The following is a 19,927-nucleotide window of genomic DNA, read 5'->3' as shown; positions in this document are numbered from 1 at the left end:
ACCGGGCCAGCTACGGAATCGGTTCGATCCGCACCTCGCGCAGCAGAACGGCAAGTGATCGGTGGTCCTGTGGGGCGAAGGTGCTGTCCGGGGTGAGCCGGTTGAAAAGGGCGTACTGCAAAGTCACGGTGTTTTCACCGGCCTGGGCCTGGAAGACGACCTCGTTGTCAGCGAACATTATGCCAGGGAACGCTGGAATGGCGCCGTATCGGTTGACGGTTTCGCCGTTGACGGCGGTGCGGACGACCTGGCCTTCCAGAGGATTGAACAGGGAGTATCGAAGGCGGAAAGGACCGGGTGTCTGCGCATGAAAACGGAAGGTGCTGGAGGGGCCAAAGCCCCATCGGCACGCAGACCCGCCGACTTCTTCCACCGGGCCGAGGCCCTCGGAGCGCTCCGGGAATGCGAAGTCGGGAGGAAGCGGGTACTGGAGAACCAGAAGCTCCTTAAAGGCCACGGGATACAGGTCGCACATGTCCATGCCTGCGGCGGGTTCGTTCTGGATGAACTCGAGCTTCACCATGCATTCCCGGAACGGTTGCGTCCTGCTGTAGGTTATCATCACGCTGGGGCGGTTGTCGGGCGCGGCGCTTTCGAACACTGTTAACGGCGGTTCCGAATCGAATACGAGACTAGCCCGCACCAGCCCCCTTCCGCCAGTGTTGCGCAAACCCAGCGTGAAGCTCAGGAACTGCGGCTGCTGCCAGTTATTGCGCCAAACGGCCTCGAACCGGCCCGGAACGCCGATGTGCAGCGGGATCATGACGTTTCCGCCGTGCGGCAGAAATGTCATGTGGCGAACGCCCATGGCGTGCCGCAGGAAGACGTCGGGGTCGGCGGTGAGGTGGGCGTTCTCCCCGCCCGGCGAGACGGACAGGGGGACCGGGGCTGGCAAATCCCACCGGAACACCCGGGCTCCCTCGATATCCTGGAAGTGCCGGGGTTTGCCGAGCCTTGAAAATCCGGTGACCTCAGGGGTTCCCGATCTGCTGGACTCGGAAAAGTCCAGCAGCAGGAAGCTCTTTCCGTCGCTGCCGGGCAGTTGTCCGGGCTCCCGGAAGTCGGGGACGCCGGAATCCGAAAGGTACCAGTTGAGAGCCCGGGCAGAGAAGAAGTCGGAGGCGTACCAGGTGTCCCCGTTGCGCAAAAGTGGAAGGAGCCTTGCCGCAGTCGGTTTGTACACTCCGTGATTGCTCTGCACACGATAAAAGAGGTGCGGCGTCAGCAGGAAGATCGCGGCGCAGGCGCAGGCGGCGAAAAGCGCCGGCGCCGGGCGGGAACGCAGAAGGGGAACCCTGGCCAGCGCGGCCCCGGCGCATATGGCGGCCAGGGGCATCAGAAAGCTGAGATGCCAGGGGGCGAAGTAGCTGTTGTAGCCGCCCACGGACAGGATCACGCAGGGCAGGGCGGCGAATCCGAGAAACATCCAGGCCAGCCGCCTGTTGCCGCGCCAGAGCACGGCGAGACCGATCGCGAGCGCCGCAAGCAGGAGCATGGCCAAGGGGAGTGGGACATTCTCGAACAGCACGCGCCACGCGTTGAGCCCGTAACGGGAGATCACGGCCCACGGGGAGCTGTCGTAGGCGGCCTCCTTGCCCATCCGCGCCAGCATGAAGACGGCTCCGGGCAGGGCGGCAACAACGGTCGCGGCGCAGTAGGCGAAAAAGGCTCGGAGCCTCTTTTCCCGCGAAGCCGCCAACATGGCAAGAACCATGAGGCCCTGGGCGGCCACCAGCAGGAAGGACAGGAAATGCAGGAGCAGCAGGATCGCGTTGGCGGCGCTCAGCGTAAGGAGACTGCGGCGGTCCTGCCGGTCCAGGTAGCGGTGAAAAGCCTGGAGCATGAACAGGAACGCCAGGAGAAACAACGTGTATGGCCGGACTTCACGGCTGTAGAGGATGTGGCTCGGGTTGAGCGCCATCAGGGCGGCGGCCCAAAGCCCTGCGCCGGGTCCGGCTGCGGAGTTCCCCAGGAAGAAGACCGCCAGGACACCGCCCAGGCCCGCCAGCGCCGGGACAACGCGCATGGCGAAGTCGTTGTGGGCGAGGATCTGGGCTGCTTTCGTGAGCAGTGCGAACGTCGGAGGATGCGTGTCCATCACCAGGGAACGCTTGACGATGAAGAGAGCCGGATTGAGGGCCGTCAGCGTGAGGTTCATCTCGTCATACCATTGGGAGGGCAGGCCAAGTTCGTAGAACCGGAGAAGGGTCGCGACGGCAAGGATGAACGTCAACCCCGGCCAAAGGATGGTCTGGGAGGCGCCGAAATGGGCTTTCACGCTGGTGGAGACCTTATTTCAACTTGCTGTCGCCCTCGGCCAGTTCAGTCAGGCGGTCGCGATCGGCGATGGTGATGGTGCGGTTGTCCATGACGATGAAGCCCTGGTCCTCAAGCTTGGCCAGGGCGCGGGACAAGGCCTCGCGCGTGGCGCCCAGAAAGCCCGCCAGGTTGCCCTTGCTCATGTCCAGCACGAAGGTTTCGGATTCCTTCTCCGATGCCTGGTGCAGCAGGTAGGCTGCCAGACGTGCTGGGACCTCGCGCAGGGTGAGCTGGCCGATCATGGTGGCCATCTGGCGCAGCCGCTGGGACAGGGCGGCCAGCATGGCCATGGCGAGCCCTGCGTCGCGCTCCATCAGGCGGGTGAGCACGGATTTCTCGGTGTAGAGCACGGTGCTCGGCTGGATGGCCATGGCGTTGGCCGGGAACTTGCCGCCCGTGAACATGGGGACCTCGGCGAAGGGTTCGCCGGGGGGGAGCACATGGAGGATCTGCTCCTTGCCCTCGGGAGAAGACTTGTAGATCTTCACCTGGCCCGAAAGCAGCACGTACAGGCCCTTGGCCTCCGCGCCTTCAAAAAACACCACCTGGCCCTTGTCCAGCTTGAGGACTGCCGAGTTGTTTTCCAGGGTGGTGAGCTGTTCGCGGCTCAGGCTCGAAAACAGCGGAACCGTTGCCAAAATAGTCTGCGTGGCGCTGGGCTTGACATGCATGGGGCCATGCTAGCCGCTTTTTGATGCAAATCAAAGCCCCATGAGGGGAATACGATAGCTTCAGGGATGATGGCTCGTGAGTCGGACGGATAACCCGTCCATTTCAGGATCGGCAGGGAGAAGGGCATGAAAAAGGCTGCGTTGATAACGGTGGTGATCCTGGGGGGGCTGATTCCTGCAGCGCACCTGCACCGCTGGCAAGGGTTGCCGGAGGCACTGGCCTGGCTCGCCCCGTTGGCGCTCCTGCCCCTGCGGCGCGAGTTCGTGCGCCGCGCCTGCCAGGCGCTCATGCTGGCCGGAGTGCTGGTCACATTGAACAGCATGGTGTTCTTCATCAAGATGCGCCTTGCCATGGGCATGCCCTGGACGCGGCTGGCCGTGATCCTTGCCGTGGCGGCCATGCTTCCGGCCCTGGCGGCCTGGGCGCTGGAACGTCCGTATTTCGCCTCTCGCCCGAAGGGCGGGGCTGCCCCTGAAACCGCCGGGGGAGTCGGCCCCGCTGATGTCGGGGGCACACCTGGCGAGCCCTCCGGCCGAGTCTCCGGCATCGGCCAGCCGGAAGAAGCCCTGTCCGGCTGGCGTGACGCGCCCCTCAAGCCTTTACAGATAACCCAGCGTCCACCCGCCTTGGCGCGCGACACCACCATCCCCGCCTTGGCCGCCTGGGCCTTGACCCTGTGCGCCCTGGGGGCCGTGCAGCTGAAGGCCTCGACGCCCATGCTGCTGGCCGAGCGCTTCCTGCCCGGCGCAGGCTGGCTGGAGGCCTCGCTTCTGGCGCTCTATGCCGGGTTCGTGGTGCAGGCAATGCTTTCGCCGGGGCGCTCGCCCGTTGTGCGGCGGCGCATCTGGGGGCTCTTCTCGTTCGTCTTTTTCGCCCAGCTGGCCCTGGGGCTCGTGGGTTTCGAGCGCTTCCTCATGACCGGGGCGCTGCACCTGCCCGTGCCGGCGCTCATCGCCGCAGGGCCGCTCTTTCGCGGCGAGGGCCTCTTCATGCTGATCCTGTTCGGGAGCACGGTGCTCCTGCTGGGGCCTGGCTGGTGCAGCCACCTGTGCTACATCGGCGCGTGGGATTCGGCCATGTCCGGCGCAAAGAAGCGCCCCGGCCCGCTTCCGGCCTGGGTGCGCAGGGGGCGTGCGGCGCTGGCCGTGCTGGTGCTGGGCGGGGCCTGGCTCATGGGACGCCTGGGCGTTCCCGTGGTCTGGGCCGCCGGATTGGCTGCCGGGTTCGGTCTGGCCGGAGTGGGCATTATGATTATCGTGTCGCGTCGCGCGGGGGTGATGACCCATTGCACGGGCTGGTGCCCCATGGGGCTGGCGGCGGGGATTTTGGGGAAGCTCTCGCCCTGGCGGCTGCGCATCCGCGAGGGCTGCACGTCCTGCGGCGCGTGCTCCATGGCCTGCCGCTACGACGCGCTCCGTCCGGAGGATCTGGCGGCGCGCCGCCCTGGCGTGTCCTGCTCGCTCTGCGGCGACTGCCTGGAACGCTGCCCGCGCGGCGAGATGTCCCTGACCGTGTTCGGGCGCGGCGGGCCTGGCGCGCGCGCCGCGTTCGTCACCCTGGCCGTGAGCCTGCATGCGCTGTTTCTGGGGGTGGCCCGCCTGTGAGGGAGGGCATGTCGTATATGAGCATCATCGGAGCGTTGTTGACCGCCTGGGCCAGCAGAGCAGAGCCACGATAAGCAGGACAAACGCTCCCCAGCCTGCGATGGATATGGCAAGCCCCAGATTCCGGAACTTCTCAGCCGAAAATTCCAGGAGCAGGCCGTTCGGAGGGTTGTCTGGAAGCGGGTAGGCGTTCATGAAGCCGTAGGCTTTGAGGGGCTTGATCGTTTCGCTGGCGGATATTGTCAGCCAGGAGGGATGATAGGCCTCGCTGAAAAGCAGCAACCCGTTGGCGGGCAGATTCCCTTGAACGCTGTAGCGTGCGGCACTCAGGCGTGTGGAGTCCGGGGAAACCATCGGTCCTGGCGCTTCGGCTTGCGGTTGTCCGCGCATTTCCAGCAGGTCGCAGGCGGCGTTGCCGGTATTGCCGGGAGCATCTACGTCCAATTCCACCAGCCCCCGGGGACCGGGCTCGAAGGTGCCCAGCTCTTGCCAGAGGGGACCCTGTGGGGTGAGCAGGCGCGCCCGGACGCGGTGAGGGCCGGAGCCCAGGGGCCGCAGCGCGAAGCGAGCAGGCAGCATGACGGCCTGTCCCATGGAGGCCGCGTCCGGATAGGAATTCGCAGGGGCGACGGTGATGGTCATGGGCTGGTTGGGGGGATTCACGAGAGAGCCCAGCTGGGCCTGGCGCAGGTCGAAACGAATCCAGACGGAAGATAGCGGCTGGCGGATCGAGACTTCCTTGCGTCTGGCGTACACGTCTTCCCATTTTCCGTCCGTGGCCGCAGTGAGTTCGTACAGGGGCAGATATGTCTTGCCGTCAGCCGACCAGGAGGCCCGAACGTAGGCTTTCCCGTCGGGATCGCCAAAGAGGCGGGGGTAGCTGGTCAGGGTGAATCCCGAGACGGGGTAGGAGAAATCCAGGCGGAACGAAGCCTGCCCAGGCTGGTCGCCCTCGGCGGCCAGGGTGCCCGCCCCCGAGCCGTCCAGGTTTTCCGCCCGCAGGTTCTCCGTCTGCATGTTCACCCCGGGCACGGGTGTCAGCAAGGCGATGTCCCGGATTGCCGAATACACGCCCTGAGACTGCAGCACGCAGGCCTCCGCTTCGGCCAGCACGGTGCCCGCGTTTATGGAGAAGGCCTTTTCCAAGGCCCTCCGTGCGGCGACGAATTCTCCCTCCGGCACGGCCAAGACGCCAGACACCACTGCCCCCCTGCCCCTTGCCAGAATACTCACGGGATTTCCGTCCATGATACGGGTTCCCAGATCAAGCCAGCGCCATCCCTTGTCGAAAGGATCGGTCGAGGCTGTTGTCGCCAGCGTAGTGCCGCTATGGGCTATCGTTAGGCCATGTTGCGCAGGTAGGTTGCCCACGCGCGCCAACAGGCGGTAGTGGCCCGAACCGGCGAGTGGGATAGATATCGTGGACGCCTCGCGGGAAACCAGCGCCCCGGTGTTCAAGGGCGACCCCTCGAACCAGAGTACCTGGTGCCAGCGGTCGGACACGCGCTCCCACCCGTCCGGAGCGGCCTTGCCCGGTTCGAGTGCGGGCCGCCAGCTTCCGGCGGGAAGATAGGGCAGCAGAAGTTCAGGCCATGAGTCGTTGTGGACCAACACCTCGCCACGGGCCTTCCCCAGCCGGTCGATATCGGACTTGTCCAGATCCGTGGAGAAGAACAGGGCGGTGCGTCCGAAGGGATTGGCCTCGAGCTGGGCCATGCTGGAGAGCAGCGGAAACCCACCGGTTGCCAGCGCTGCGGACTGCGTGGCGCGGATTCGTGGCAAATAGTCAGTGTTGTCCAGGACCACGAAGGGACCGAAAGACCAACTCTTGTCGGGAGGCAGGTCGCGTTGAGCCTGTAGAAACGGGCGCAGGACGTCCTTCGGATCCGGCAGGGTTTCCGAGCCTCGTTTGGCCGGGGGCATCCAGCCGAAATCCAGGTAGGACAGGTACGGCTCGTCCTTGTCCCAGACCACCCTGCGCACCGCGCTCAGGCCGAGCAGCCGCCCGTATTCGTCGGTGGAGGGCACCCTCCGGTGGGCCACGGACAGCAGGTACCGCCCGTAGGGGTTGCCGATGAAGGCCGGACCTACGAGCGAGTCCTTGCCCATCATGCCAAAATTGCGCGTGAGGCTCGAGGAGGGGGGCGCGGGGATGTCCCCGGTGGGGCTGGATATGGTGGGGAAGACCGCCACACGGTATATGCCGGGGTCGCGGGCCAGGGCCTCGGCCAGGGCGCGTTCCTCCGGGCGGAGGGGTTGGGGAGTGATAGCCATGGTCTGCGTGGTCTCGTTCTTGGGCACGGCCAGCTGTCCAGACCACCAGGGAAAGAGGTAGACCGCCAGCGTTGCGGCTGTGAAGGCCACGGCCAGTCGGTCTGGCCAGCGGTGTGTCGTCCAGATGCTCCGGCGGAACACGGCTTCCAGACCAAGTCCGGCCAGCAAGGCGAACCCGGTATAGTAGACCAGCAGCCAGCGCGTGGGTCTGGCCATGAAGAAGAACAATACCTTGGCCTGATACAGCACCACCTCGTACAGGAAGCGTCCAGGCAGTGTCCGGGTGCCTGTGAGCAGCACGAAGCCGAGCAGAAGGCATAAGGCCGCGAACCACTTGAGCGTGGGGTTGGGGGAGCGCCCGAGCAGGCCGAGCAGCCCAAGCGCCAAGATCGCGAAAGCCGAGGGCTTCCACCATTGATCGGCGGGGGCAGCCACCGGGTAGGCGTACTCGGAGCCCATGCCATGGTTGTCTGTGTGGCCGATCATGGCTTGGCGCGGCGGGATGGAATACTCCCGATATTTGTGGACGTAGTCGGCCTGGATCTCAGCGACACTCTGGTTGTGCTTGAACGCGTTGGCCCCGGCGGAGCCCAGGGCCGTGGGCAATATCCAGTGCATGTGCAGCACGATCATGACCGCACCAGCTATGGCTAGGACAGCCAGGGAGCGCCACGGGGAACCGGGCGCGCTGGCCATGGCGGACGCGCAGTAGAGCGCCAGCAGCAGGCCCGCCGATGTGACGCCGAAGGGGGAGGAACAAGCCAATGCCAGGACCATGCCCGCGCACAGCCCTGCGGCCAAGAAATGACGAGGGTTCGAGGCCTTTACGGCCACATCTGCGAGGGTGATGATCCACGGGGCCAGTGCGTATGCGAATCCCGCTTCGGTATGTCCGCTCAAGGCCATCGAATATGTGCGGGGGTTGAACTGGGAGAGGGCGCAGACCACAAGCGTGGATATCCCGGAGAGCCCGAGCCGCCGGGAGATCATCCAGAACCCAGCGGTTCCTAGCAGCATGTAGGCCAGGTTGAGCCAGCGGGCCAGGATTCCCCCCCCGAGCCAGGACAGGCCGTTGCGGACGAGGAGGTCGAAATAGAAGGTCAGGCCGTTCATCGGGCCGGGCGAACCTAGCTCGAAGATGCTGCTCCAGGTGGCATGGGAGATACTCCCGTAAGTTCTGATCTCTTCAGGAAAGGGCGGGAATGATTGGTCCCAGTTCTGGGAAATGTGCCCCGGCGCCCAGAGCGCGTCTCCGTAGGCCAGCAGGTAGCCTGCGGCGGTCACGGCCAAGGCTGTCGCCAGGACGATCCACCAACGCTGCGGACACAGGATAGGGGTGGGTTTCGGTTGGGTCACTTTGCGAGCGAGAGGATATCCGGGGTATATTCGGCCACCTCCCGTTTCATGATCTGGCGCCAGTCGAACTCCTCTTCTACCAGCTTGCGTCCGGCAGAACCCAGCCGTTTGGCGAGCTCGCGGTCCTCGATCAGGCGCAGGAACGCCGCAACGTAGGCGTCTACGTCTTCCGAGGGGCAGACCAGCCCGTTCTCCCCGTCCTTGACGATCTTGCCGATGGCCTTAAGCTTGGTGACCACCACGGGCAGGCCGCAGCCCCAGTATTCGAAGAGTTTGAAGGACAGATAGTTGTCGTGGTTCAGGGTGGCCCGCAAGGTCATGCAGCCGATGTCGCAGGCGTTGATGTACGCCGGGACTTCCTGGTGGGGAATCCAGCCCGGGGTCAGCACGTTGGCGTCAAGACCCAGGGAGGCGATCAGGGGGCGGATCACTGAATCGAAGTACGGTCCGCCGCCGCCCAGTATGAGAAGCTTCGTGTCCGGGCGGGCCTTCACGATTCCGGCCAGTACGTGCATGAGCACGTCCACGCCGTCGTCGTGCTTGATGTCGCCGTGGAAGATCAGCATGGGGGCCTCGGGCGCCACGCCCAGCTTGCTCCGGACCGCCGCGCCGTCCAGGCCTGGACGAAAGACTTGGCTGTCTGTTCCGTCCGCCACCACGACGACCTTCTCGGGGGGAAGTTTCTTGACCGTGATAAGATGCTCGCGCATCACGTCGCTGACCACGAACACCCGTTGGGCCTGGGACAAGACCAGATTTTCAAGCCAGACCAGAGGTTTCGACAACAGCGGCATGTCCGTGCGGGCGATGTCCGAGTAAAAGTCGGTGAAGTCCACGAAGACCGGCCTGCGGATGATCTTCCCGGCGATAACCGCAGCCATCCCGGCCAGGGGGTTCCAGGCGTGGACGGCGCAGATGCCGCGTGCCTTGTGCTTGCGGTAGATGATTTCCAACAGGATGATGGTGATAATGGAGGCCAGGAAATGCCACAGGCGCACGGGCAGCCTGAGCGTCCCGTAAAGCATTTTGCCGAACCCCGGATACTGGTTCATCCAGATCCACTCCGTGTAGTAGGAGCGGCGCGAGGCGAGATCCTGGCTGGGCGCGACCATGTTCACCATGGCCTTCTTTTCGGCGATGAGTGCCTTGGCCAGCCAGTACATGCGAAGGTTCGCCCTGGAGACCGGGGGGATGGTGGTCTCCACAAGGATGGCTACGCGCGGATGGCGTTCCAGATCGAACCCTTCGGGCTCTGAGGAACCCACATTGCGGCGGAAGAATCCCATGGGTCAGCCGTTGCGCACCGGAGTGATGCAGGTGGGTGCGGTGTCCATCATAAGTGCCATATGGATGAAATACCTATTCGTTGCCGTTTGAATGGTCAAGCGCGCGAAATATGCCTTTGAATTCACTTAGGTTCAGCCCACGCGCTCGAACAGGATGAGGTTGTCCTGGCTGAAGGTGATCTCGTAGCCGGGCAGGTCCAGCTCTTCGGGCTTGACGAAGTTGGTGCTCACCAGGAAGGCGTTCAGGTTGTACTTCTCGGCGATCTCGGTCAGCGGCTTGGTGATCAGCGGGAACCAGTCCACCAGCTCCCACACGCCCACGGAGTTGTCCGAGAGGAGCACCTGTCCGTTGTCCAGGAAGTAGGTGACAGCGTCCGCCAGTCCGTGGGGCAGGCAGGCCAGGCGCACAGGCTTCGGGCGGCTGTTCAGGTGGTCGATGAGCGCGCGAAGTGCCGGGGTGATGGACTTGTCGGGGTTCTTCACCACCAGCTTCAGCTGAAAGAACAGCACCAGGATGAGGCACCCCAGGCCGATGATGCAGGGCACATAGCGCACGATGCCCCACACTTCCGGGTTGCCCTGGAACCTTAAGATCATGGCTCCGGCCACGGCTGCGGCCGCCGAGGTGCCGAACTCCAGATACCGCTGGCCCTCGCCCAGAAAGCGCAGCAGCGGCAGGTTGAACAGGATGCCCAGGCCAAAAAGCGTCACGCTCCAGAGCACGTAGGCCTTCATCCAGGGGTCGCCCGCCTGGGGCAGCACGCTGAACACCGCACAGAAGGAGTAGAGAATCCAGGGATTCACGGCCAGAAACGGCGCAACCGGGATGGTCCAGATCAGGTGCTCGATGCGCCTGACGAAGTCGGTGTGCTTGCGCTCCTTGGTGGGGTTGCCGCGCACCTGATGGGCCAGCCTGTTGTGGATGTTGTACATCCAGAAGCTGATCATGAGCAGGTGCCCGCGCAGGTAGCGCAGGTACAGGCCCTTGGTGGCGAACACCGCCGCCAGGACGCCCACGGCGAACACCAGCAGGTGGTTCACGTCTCCCGTGACCATGGCCATCCAGAACAGGGTGAAGAAGAACACCTGCATGGCCATGCGGTGGGTCATGGACAGGAGCATCACGCCGCCCACGCCCAGCAGGAAAGTCCACCAGGACGGGTGGAGCACGTAGCTCATCACCAGGAGCATGGCCCAGGTGAAGATGAGGCTGCCCAAGGTGCGCAACGACAGGTTGGAGGCTTCCAGCGGCACGACCGGCGTGAGAAGATACGCCATCTGGGCGAAGTGGCCTCCGGCGGCCTGCCCGGTGGCGGAGTAGCCCATGAAGTAGACCGTCAGGCTGCCCAATACGTCGAACATGGGCGAGATGAGACCCTGGTTGCGGTCCAGCCAGTCCTTGGGAAACAGCGAGCACAGCCAGGGCAGCAGCGGAGGGTTGTCCACGGAGCCCGGAACGATGTACTTATGGGGGAGGCTTTCCGGGAGCTTCCTGTTGTCGCGGATGTACTGGGCCAGCAGGGTGAAGCGCCAGGTGTCGATGCCGAAATAACGGTTTATGAGCCGGGGCCAGACCTGCAGGGCGAACCCGGCCAGGCTGATCCCCACGGCCACGAGGAGGTCGAACATGGAGTCTCCAGGAGAAGGGATGATAACCGGCTTTGGCCTTACGGCTGAAGGAGGGGGAAGTCAATGTTGACGGATATTGCGCGCCAGGACGGTATGGCTTGGACGATGACGGCTCCTGTCCGAGGGGCCGTAAGACGGTCGGCTCCAGAGTCAACGGGCATGGCGTCCTGCGGCTGGTTTATGGGAAAAAACGGAATTGCGGTTTGCTTGGTCCTTGCGCTGGCTTGCCTGGGGGGCTTCTCCCCGGCCTGGGCGCAGGGCCAGCCGGGGCCGCCGGGTTCTGAAACTCCGGCCACGCTGGAAAGCCTGGAGAAACAGCTGCGTCCGGGGCGAGACGCTTTGGCGCGGGTGATGCCGGAATTGGACGCCATGGCCGAACCCATGAGCCGCGACGTGCTGGACGGCAAGGCCGATCTGCACGTGTTCTACGGCATGGTGCTGGCGCGGGTGCTCTACGAGCAGTGCCAGGACACCCTGTCGCTGATGCGTTCGGCTGCGCTTCAGGAGTGCCCGGCGCTCCAGGCGGGGCTGGCCAAGCGGCTGGGCGATGCGGCGGTAAGGCTGGAAGGCGCGGCGGCGCTCATCGCCGGGAGCCTGCCCATGACCATGCGTTCGCGCGTGGGCATCGTGGGGCATGCCACGGTCAGGGCGCTGGAGGCCTACATCGCACCGCTCAAGGCGTACGCCCTGGCGGCAGGGAGGCAGGAGTTGTAGCGGCTTACTCGATCAACCCTGCGCTTCCAGAAGCTTTCCGGCCAAGGCCTGCCCTTGTTCGCCGCCACCGGCCATACGAGAGAGTTCGTCGGCCAGCCCCGGGCCATCCAGGCCGGTCACGGTGGTCTCGGTCTGGCCGTCGCTGACGTGCTTGGCCACCAGGAAGTGCCTGCCCGCCAGCGCGGCCAACTGCGGCCAATGGGTAATCAGCAGCATCTGGCGTTTGGCGGCCAGCTGCTTCAACCGCTCGCCCACGCGGTTCAGGGTGATGCCGCCGATTCCCGCGTCCACCTCGTCGAAGATCAGCGTGGCCGTGTCGCTTCCGGCGCGCAGGCTGGTAAGGGCCAGCAGAAAGCGCGACAGCTCGCCGCCAGAGGCGATGCGGTCCAGCGGGCGGGGCGGCTGGCCTGGGTTCGGCGCGAACAGCAGCCGGGCGGAGCGCTCTGTCAGGGGTGGATGGGCCTCGTCCGCCGGGAACAACTCCACGGGGACGAACTCGAACAGCACGCGCACGTGCTCCGAGAAGCCCAGTCCCCGCAGTTCTTCCTCGATGCGCGCGCCAAGCGCCACAGCGGCTTCGTTGCGAGCTGCGTCCAGGGCCTCGAGCGCAACGCCCAGCCGGGCGCGCAGTTCGCCCCGGAGGCGGTCCATGCGCTTGAAGTCGAGGCCCGCGTTGTCCAGAAAGTTCAGGTTCTCCTCGATCTCGCGGCCAAGGGCCAGCACCTCGGGCATGGACAGCTTGAGCTTGCGCTTGAGCTGCGCCAGCTCCCACAGGCGCGATTCCACGGCCTCGGGGTCGTCCTCCAGGCCCGGCAGCCCGCCGCGCAGGCGTCCAGCCAGATCCGACAGGCTGAGCCGCGCCTCGCGTACGACCTCCAGGTCAGCCTGGAAGTTCTCCGAGGTCTGGGCCAGCGCGGCCAGTTCCCGCTCCAGTCTGCCAAGGCCCGCCGGGATGCCCGCCTCGCCGTGCAGCATGTCCAGGGACGCGTCCAGCGCGGCCCGCGCCTTGCGGGCGATTCGCAGCGTCTGCTGGCGCTCCATGAGGGCCTCTTCCTCGCCTTCCAGGGGAGCAACCTTGTCGATTTCGGCGCGCTTCAACTCCAGCACTTCGCGCCGGTCTTCCAGGTGGGCGAGGCGCTCGTGCAGAGACTGGATGTCGCGCTCCAGGCCGGTCAGCTCGCGCACCAGCCCGTTGCGTTCTTCCAGGAGCCCCGCGTCCGGCAGGAAGTGATCGAGCAGTCTGGCCTGGAAGGCCGGGGCCAGAAGTTGCTGCTGGCCGTGCTGGCTGGCGTGAAGCAAGAGGCGCGGCTTCAGTTCGCGCACGGCGTCCTGGGTGGCCAGCTGGTCGTTGATGTACAGGCGGGCGCGGCCCGTCTGCGCCGAGAGCTCGCGCCTAAGGATCAGGTCTTCCCCCTGGTCCACGAACAGGGCCTCCACCTGGGCCTTCTCCGCGCCGGGGCGGACCATGTCCGGGGTGAGGCGCTCGCCGGTGAGGAATTCCAGGGCTTTGAGCACGAAGGTCTTGCCCGCGCCTGTCTCGCCGGTCAGCACGTTCAGGCCCGGCGCGAATTCGAGCTCCACGTCGGCTATGAGGGCCAGGTTCTTGATGCGCAAGAGTTCTATCACGAGTGGAGTGCCTCCGGCGGCCCAGAGGAGAACTTTTTGAAAAAAGTTCTCCTCCGGGACCTCCTCTCAAAAACTATTAAGTAGCTTCGCATTCCAGCGCGACAGTATGTCGTTTCGTCGATTGGGGGCTGGGGGTTGGGAGTTGTCCCGTTCGTGCCATGCGCGGCGGACTCGAATCGATTTGAAGACGATTCGTCGCCCGCCGCGCATGGCACGCCCATTACAATTCCCAACCCCCAGCTAGCGCCCCCGCTCAAGAATGCGAAGCCCATTGAGGGTCCAGGGGGATCATCCCCCTGGCGGGTCCAGGGCAGAGCCCTGGTCATCTCTTACTATTCTCTTACTGCCTCAGCCTCGGGTCCAGAATGTCTCGCAGCGATTCGCCCAGCAGGTTGTACCCCAGCACGGTCAGCAGGATGGCGATACCTGGGAAGAGCGATAGCCAAGGGGCGATCTCAAGCACTTCCTTGCCTTCCAGCAGCATGTTGCCCCAGGAGGGCATGGGCGGCTGCACCCCGAGCCCCAGGAACGACAGCGACGATTCGGTCAGTATCGCGCCCGCCACGCCAAGCGTCGCCGACACCAGCACGGGCGCGGCGGCGTTGGGCAGGATGTGTCGCAGCAGAATGCGCGGGTTCCCGGCCCCGGCCAGCTTGGCAGCGCGCACGAAGTCGCGGTGCTTGAGCGTCAGTGCCTCGGCGCGCACGAGTCGGGCCACGCCCATCCAGGAGGTCAGGCCGATTATTATCATGATGTTGGTCAGCGACGGCTCCAGAAAGGCGATCACCGCCAGAATCAGGAAAAACGACGGGAAGCAGAGCATTACGTCCACGCCGCGCATCACCACTTCGTCGATCAGGCCGCCGAAGTAGCCCGCAACGAGGCCGAAGAAGAGCCCAAGCGCCACGGACAGGCCCACGGCCAGAAAGCCAACCCACAAAGACACGCGCCCGCCGTAGAGCATGCGCGAGAGCACGTCGCGCCCCAGGGCGTCGGTGCCGAAGGGATGGGCGAGGCTCGGGGCCCTGAGCACGTTGTTCACATCCAGGGCCGTCGGGTCAATGGGCGTGATGAGCGGCGCGAAGATGGCCGCCAGGGAGATGAGCCCCACAAGGCCCATGCCCGCCACGAACATGGGGTGCGCCAGGGCGCGGCGCAGGCCGGAATCAGCCATTGCCGCCTCCGGAGCGGATGCGCGGGTCGGCCAGGGAGTAGCCCACGTCGGCCAGCATGTTTCCGGCCAGGGTCAGGCCCGCGCCGAGCACCAGGTTGGCCATAATGAGCGGATAGTCGCGCGACATGACGCCCTGGTAGAAGAGCTGCCCCAGGCCCGGCAGGGAGAATATCTGCTCGATGATGACCGAGCCGCCGATGAGGCCGGGGATGGACAGGCCCAGCAGGGTGATCACCGGCAGCAGGGCGTTTCGCAGGGCGTGGCGGTAGATGACCACGCGTTCGGACAGGCCCTTGGCGCGCGCGGTGAGAATGTAGTCCTGGCGCAGCACCTCCAGCATGGAGGAGCGCATGTAACGGCTCATGCCCGCAAGCCCGCCGAACACGTAGATGAACATGGGCAGGGCCAGATGCGCGCACAGGTCCAGGGTCTGGCGCCACCAGGGCATCAGGGCGTGGTCCGGCGAGGTCAGGCCCGAGATGGGGAAAATGGGCCAGACGATGCCGAAAAGCAGCATCAACAACAGCGCCAGCCAGAATCCGGGCATGGCAAAGCCCACGAACACGAACACGGTGGACGCCCGGTCGAAGAAGCCGTTCTGTTTGGCCGCTGCCGTGACGCCTATTGGGATGGCCAAAGAGAGCGTGAGGATAAGCGCGGCCAGGTTCATGCCGAAGGTAAGCGGCAGTCGCTCCTTGATCTTGTCCCAGACGGGGCGGCGGTCGCCGGTGAGGGCGTTGCCGAAGTCCAGCTTGGAGAGGCGTTTCAGCCACAGCCAGTATTGGATGTGCACGGGCTGGTCCAGGCCGTAGAGCTTTTCCAGGCGCGCCACGGCCTCGGGGGTGATGAGCGGGTTCAGGTCCGTCTGGAGGTCGGTGGGTTTGCCGGGGGCCAGATGCATGACCCAGAAGCTCACCAGGGTGATCCCCAGGAACACCACGACGAGCCAGACGGTTTTGATGAGAAGTCGATGCAGCAGGGCTAGCACGTTAGAAGCCTCCAGACGGGCTGGATGTATCAGGCGGGACCTGCGCGAGGGAAGGGGGGATGAAGAAATTTTTAAAAAATGAAAATTTGCTGTTGACGGATTCGAAAGTCTCGGGCAAAAGCAGTTCTCCCGTGTGGGGCTGTAGCTCAGTTGGGAGAGCGCTTGAATGGCATTCAAGAGGTCGTCGGTTCGATTCCGTCCAGCTCCACCACTTATTTCAAGGGGTTATCCAGGAAACTGGGTAACCCCTTCAAATTTTTACTTAGCCAACATCCGCCAACAAAAGTTGTTGGCACCCCCAGGCTGAGCTGATCCAGCGAAGCACAATCACCCCTGTTTGATCATCGAAGACGAAGGCCTCTTGAAAGTTTTTCAAGAGGTTGTCTTTTGCTGCGTCTATTCGCTGGGTATTGATGTTTTCTCCTGGAGAAGACGGAGCGGAGCATGAGGCCCTTGGCGAAGGGACTCTTGGTGGATTTTCAAGCGGTGGTGGGTATTGGGTTTTGCTGCTCCTGGCCTGGGTATTCGCAAATGCTCCGAAGGATGATGAAGCGCTGACGGGGCTTGAGCTTGAGCTATTTTGAAAGCGACCTTTCTGGGAAAAATAAAAGGGTTGCGGGCACCTGGGGTGTTTACTGATCCTGGGCGGCTGCGTCGGTTTGGACATTCGGACATCTCCGGTGCATCTATGGAGAAAGTCGAAGGACGAGGGATGACCAGGGTTGGTGTCGCGCATCATTTTCTACCTGGATGAGTGATGACGTAAGTTTTGACGCGGGGACAGCTGCAGTGAGTCACAGGGGATTAGGGATTTACTCTGGGCAGTTTGTCTGCTGGGGCTCTCTTTGTATAATCCTTGTACAGGCTCGTCATGTGTCTTAAGAGTTGGAAAAGAGGATCATTCCTGGCGAGGTTTCGATGGCCAAGCACCGTAACAACTCAAGTCCTGACGAACGGAAGGTGGATGCGTTGTTGGACGCCAAGACCAGCCTGCGCACAGTTCTCGAAGCCTCGCCGATGAGCATGTTCGTCATTGGCCAAGATCGCACCCTCCTGTTTATCAACTCCATTGCCCGAGATTTGTTTAAGTTCCACCCGACTGAATGCACGAATTGCTTCTGCGACCTCATTGCATGTAGAAGCAGAAGTTTGAATCAAAGTGAGTGCGGTCAATCCCCTGAATGTCTGCAATGCGAGTTGAGCAACGCCATCGAAACGATTCTGAAGGGTGAGGGAGGGGCCGCAGGTCTGCGCGGCGAATCCCGTTTTTACTCTGACAGAGACCAGGATGTCTTATGGGTGAAATTTGCCGTTACTCCACTCTATATTGACGGAATGCGGTACGCATTAGTCAGTGTGGAGGATATAACTGAAAACAAGCTGACTGAAGAGACTATTCTGGCGAGAGAACGGCGTTTCTCGGAGATTGTCCGGTACTCATTTGATTCGATAACAATTCTTGATGCGGAAGGAATTCAAATTTTTGTCAGTGATGCGGTTGAGAGGATGCTGGGGTACAATCCGTCAGAACTGATAGGGATTCCTGTCATCAAGACAATGATTCACCCAGATGATCAGGAGCGGGTTATGGCAACGTTTACAACAATTTTGAAGGATGGAATGGGGGGGACTCAGTACAGACATAAGCATAAGAACGGCTCATGGGTGTATCTTGAAGCATGGGGGACGAACCAACTGGAGAATCCAGATATCCGTGGGGTATTCGTTAACGTTCGTGATATCACCGAGAGAAAGCTAGCTGAGCATGCATTGAGTGTGTCTGAGGAGCGTTTCAAAAGCATTGTGGAATCTTCTCCGATGGGCATACATTTCTACCAATTAGATGAGAATGATCGATTGATCCTTGTTGCTGCAAACCCAGCGTCAGACAGTTTGCTTAACATTGAGCATTCAAAGCTCATTGGCATGTTCATTGAGGACGCTTTCCCAGGTCTCAATGGGACTAACATACCGGAAATGTATCGAGAGGTTGCGCTTGGAAAAATCTGCATGCAGACGTTCGAGACGCCATATCAGGACAAAAATATTTCAGGAGTCTTCGAGGTATATGTTTTCAAAACAGGACATAGGGCGGTCGCAACGTTGTATCTCGACATCACCGGTCGCAAGAAGATGCAGGATTTGATAATTCAATCTGAAAAAATGATGAGCGTTGGCGGATTAGCTGCCGGGATGGCGCACGAGATAAATAATCCCTTAAGCGGAATTGTGCAGAATGTTCAGGTGTTGATGAGTCGCCTTGCAGCTGAAATTCCAGGGAATTTAAGTGCTGCAGCGCATGCCGGATGCTCATTTGACTCGATCAAGTGCTATATGGAGAAACGCGGCATCTTTTCTGCGCTTGAGTCCATACAGCATGCTGGAGAAAGAGCCGCTCATATAGTTTCAAGCATGCTTGAGTTTAGTCGCAAAAGTACATCAGGCCATGTCCCGATAAGCATAAACGCTCTTTTGGATAAGACCTTAGAGCTTTGTTCTACGGACTACGACTTGGAAAAGAAATACGATTTCAGGCATATTCGGACTGTTCGAGATTATGACCCCGTCCTGCCACTTGTTTCATGTATTGAAGCGCAAATTCAGCAAGTAGTTATGAACATCCTAACCAACGCAGCTCAGGCCATGGCCGGGACTCCTTCTCCAGTCATCTCATTAAAAACGTTTGCGGACGGTGAGTGGGCGTGCATTGAGATTGAAGACAATGGGTCTGGCATCGCCGAGGACGTCAGCAGGCACGTCTTCGAGCCGTTTTTCACTACTAAACCCGTCGGAAAGGGTACGGGGCTCGGCCTTTCTGTGTCTTATTTCATTATTGTTGACAATCATAATGGCACAATTAATGTCGAGTCTATGCCTGACAAGGGCACCAAGTTTATTGTCCGCTTGCCAATTTCGCCGAATCGCACCGATAAATTTTAGAGTGTCAGTGGTGACACAGTCAGAGGATTATGATCCTGCACAAAACGAAAGAGTTGCTTCAGTACCCTGGTATCGGTGAGAGCGAAGGATCCTGTGGTGTTTGGGGGACATTAATACCGCAATTAGTATCTGGATTCATATCCTAGGGCTATATAGTGCCGCCGCTTGAGGCGCATTGCCATCGCTGGATAGCCGATCCAATTGATCGCGAAATATATGGGGGCGACTAATGGAAACATGGTGTTGTAACTTGAAGATATGAAGAAACCTGCAAAGGTAATTGTCATGACAGCCATTGGTTTCCACATCTTGAGTGACATGAAATACAGCGGGCCAAACAGTAGGCAATAAACGAAGTCCGCAATGCTGATTGTTCTTACATCGCCAGCAAGTTTATGTACATACCTCTCGTACTGTCTCCATACGGATGTCGACTGTCCGCAGCAGCTGCATGCTTTGTCTCGTAAACGGATTTGCTCTCCGCATCTGCATTCTACCAGCACGTTTAACTCCCCCTGGGTAGGAGGCTAAGGTAATATTCGGAAGGAAGATAGGTAGGGTTTCCCGATTTGTCATGTGGTGTTTGTTGATTGATAAAGAATAGATGCGCACGAAGCTGGGTAGTTCGCTTTTGGTCAAGTACAGTTCCTGCCTGTGCACAAAGCCCCATTTCCCCGTCAGCCTCCTCGTTTCCCGCTTCTTCCATTCGTTTCGATCGCAACGGGTGTAAGCAGGCAAAGAGCTGAAGTGCTGGGGCGGTACAGGTGTGAAACGCATGCTGGCAGTTGATGACGAAGGGCTCCCGGTGAATATGCCCGGCCCTGTGTCTGCACCGTCCAAATTCCATCTGCCTCTCGGCCAAAAGCCCCAGCACCCCTCAGCCTCCCCTGTCCCCCAATTTCCCACATAACAGGGCCGCCCTGGAGCTTTTCCCTGGAGCTGGGGGATTGGGCTTCCCCGGCTCTGGAGCTTCCAAGAGGAGCGAGATATGGAGGAATGAACTGTCGGCGACCGCCCCTATGGGTCCATTCGATGTTCACCCAATGGAGCCACCGGATGTTCACCTAATGGAGCCACCCAGTGCTCACGCAATGGGGCCATTTGATGATCAGGTAATGGAGCCAGTCTAGCCTGGCCGAACCGGGTTTCGGACCTTCGAGATGCCACGTATTTCCGCCGGATTCACGAGCGGGAGGTACGCGGGATGTCCAATCGGAGGTTCGAGATGTTTGAATATCGCCATGCTCTTGTCCGGATGCGCCTTGGCGAATCGGACAGGCAGATAGCCAAGACACACCTCATGGGCCGCAGAAAGCTGGCCCAGGTCCGAGAGATAGCCGAAACT

11 protein-coding genes and 1 tRNA gene are annotated in these 19,927 nt (G+C 61.7%); 4 read left to right on the top strand and 8 right to left on the bottom strand.

The genetic code is table 11. The annotated features are described in order from the left end of the window. Positions 1-10: 10 nt before the first annotated feature. Together G453_RS0110195 and G453_RS0110190 are read right to left on the bottom strand one after the other, a co-directional pair. Complete coding sequence (locus G453_RS0110195; protein ID WP_027190990.1) at positions 11-2,278, bottom strand: glycosyltransferase family 39 protein; 2,268 nt, start codon at positions 2,276-2,278, stop codon at positions 11-13. Between the two features lie 13 nt (positions 2,279-2,291). Further along, positions 2,292-2,990 carry a Crp/Fnr family transcriptional regulator gene (locus G453_RS0110190; protein WP_043645410.1) on the bottom strand — a complete coding sequence of 233 codons (699 nt, stop codon included), beginning with the start codon at positions 2,988-2,990 and terminating at the stop codon, positions 2,292-2,294. A 126-nt stretch (positions 2,991-3,116) separates the two neighbouring features. Between G453_RS0110190 and G453_RS26250 the strand changes: the two genes are divergently transcribed. After that, positions 3,117-4,595, top strand: coding sequence for a 4Fe-4S binding protein (locus G453_RS26250; RefSeq protein ID WP_027190988.1), 1,479 nt, complete (start codon positions 3,117-3,119; stop codon positions 4,593-4,595). 24 nt (positions 4,596-4,619) lie between these two features. On the opposite strand, the gene G453_RS23350 is transcribed toward G453_RS26250, so the two are convergent. The 3 genes from G453_RS23350 to G453_RS0110170 form a co-directional block, all read right to left on the bottom strand. Continuing rightward, positions 4,620-8,225, bottom strand: a complete 3,606-nt coding sequence (locus G453_RS23350; protein ID WP_156920873.1) for a hypothetical protein — start codon at positions 8,223-8,225, stop codon at positions 4,620-4,622. After that, positions 8,222-9,511, bottom strand: coding sequence for a glycosyltransferase family 4 protein (locus G453_RS0110175; protein ID WP_027190987.1), 1,290 nt, complete (start codon positions 9,509-9,511; stop codon positions 8,222-8,224). Before G453_RS0110175 ends, G453_RS23350 begins: the two co-directional genes overlap by 4 nt. A 132-nt stretch (positions 9,512-9,643) precedes the next feature. Beyond that, positions 9,644-11,140 carry a hypothetical protein gene (locus G453_RS0110170; protein ID WP_027190986.1) on the bottom strand — a complete coding sequence of 499 codons (1,497 nt, stop codon included), beginning with the start codon at positions 11,138-11,140 and terminating at the stop codon, positions 9,644-9,646. Between the two features lie 207 nt (positions 11,141-11,347). On the opposite strand from G453_RS0110170, the gene G453_RS0110165 reads away from it, so the two are divergent. Further along, positions 11,348-11,854: a hypothetical protein gene (locus G453_RS0110165; protein WP_027190985.1), complete on the top strand. Its 507-nt coding sequence runs from the start codon at positions 11,348-11,350 to the stop codon at positions 11,852-11,854. 12 nt (positions 11,855-11,866) lie between these two features. On the opposite strand, the gene G453_RS0110160 is transcribed toward G453_RS0110165, so the two are convergent. From G453_RS0110160 to G453_RS0110150, 3 genes are all read right to left on the bottom strand, one after another. Next, positions 11,867-13,480 (bottom strand): DNA repair protein RecN, encoded by a 1,614-nt coding sequence (locus G453_RS0110160; protein WP_027190984.1) that lies wholly within the window; start codon positions 13,478-13,480, stop codon positions 11,867-11,869. Between the two features lie 340 nt (positions 13,481-13,820). Next, the gene (locus G453_RS0110155; protein ID WP_027190983.1) at positions 13,821-14,654 is read right to left on the bottom strand and encodes an ABC transporter permease; all 834 of its coding nucleotides are present in this window, start codon (positions 14,652-14,654) and stop codon (positions 13,821-13,823) included. Then, positions 14,647-15,642, bottom strand: coding sequence for an ABC transporter permease (locus G453_RS0110150; RefSeq protein WP_027190982.1), 996 nt, complete (start codon positions 15,640-15,642; stop codon positions 14,647-14,649). The genes G453_RS0110155 and G453_RS0110150 overlap by 8 nt, the downstream gene beginning before the upstream one ends. 135 nt (positions 15,643-15,777) lie before the next feature. On the opposite strand from G453_RS0110150, the gene G453_RS0110145 reads away from it, so the two are divergent. Continuing rightward, positions 15,778-15,853: transfer RNA gene (locus G453_RS0110145), tRNA-Ala, on the top strand. Positions 15,854-16,560: 707 nt separating this feature from the next. Then, entirely contained in the window at positions 16,561-18,582 is a 2,022-nt protein-coding gene (locus G453_RS26245; RefSeq protein ID WP_051272250.1) for a PAS domain S-box protein, read from the top strand. Positions 18,583-19,927 lie beyond the last annotated feature (1,345 nt).

This window comes from Fundidesulfovibrio putealis DSM 16056 (assembly GCF_000429325.1).
GTDB lineage: Bacteria > Desulfobacterota > Desulfovibrionia > Desulfovibrionales > Desulfovibrionaceae > Fundidesulfovibrio > Fundidesulfovibrio putealis.
Note: the sequence above shows the minus strand (reverse complement) of the source record. Positions and strands in the feature narration are given on the sequence as shown.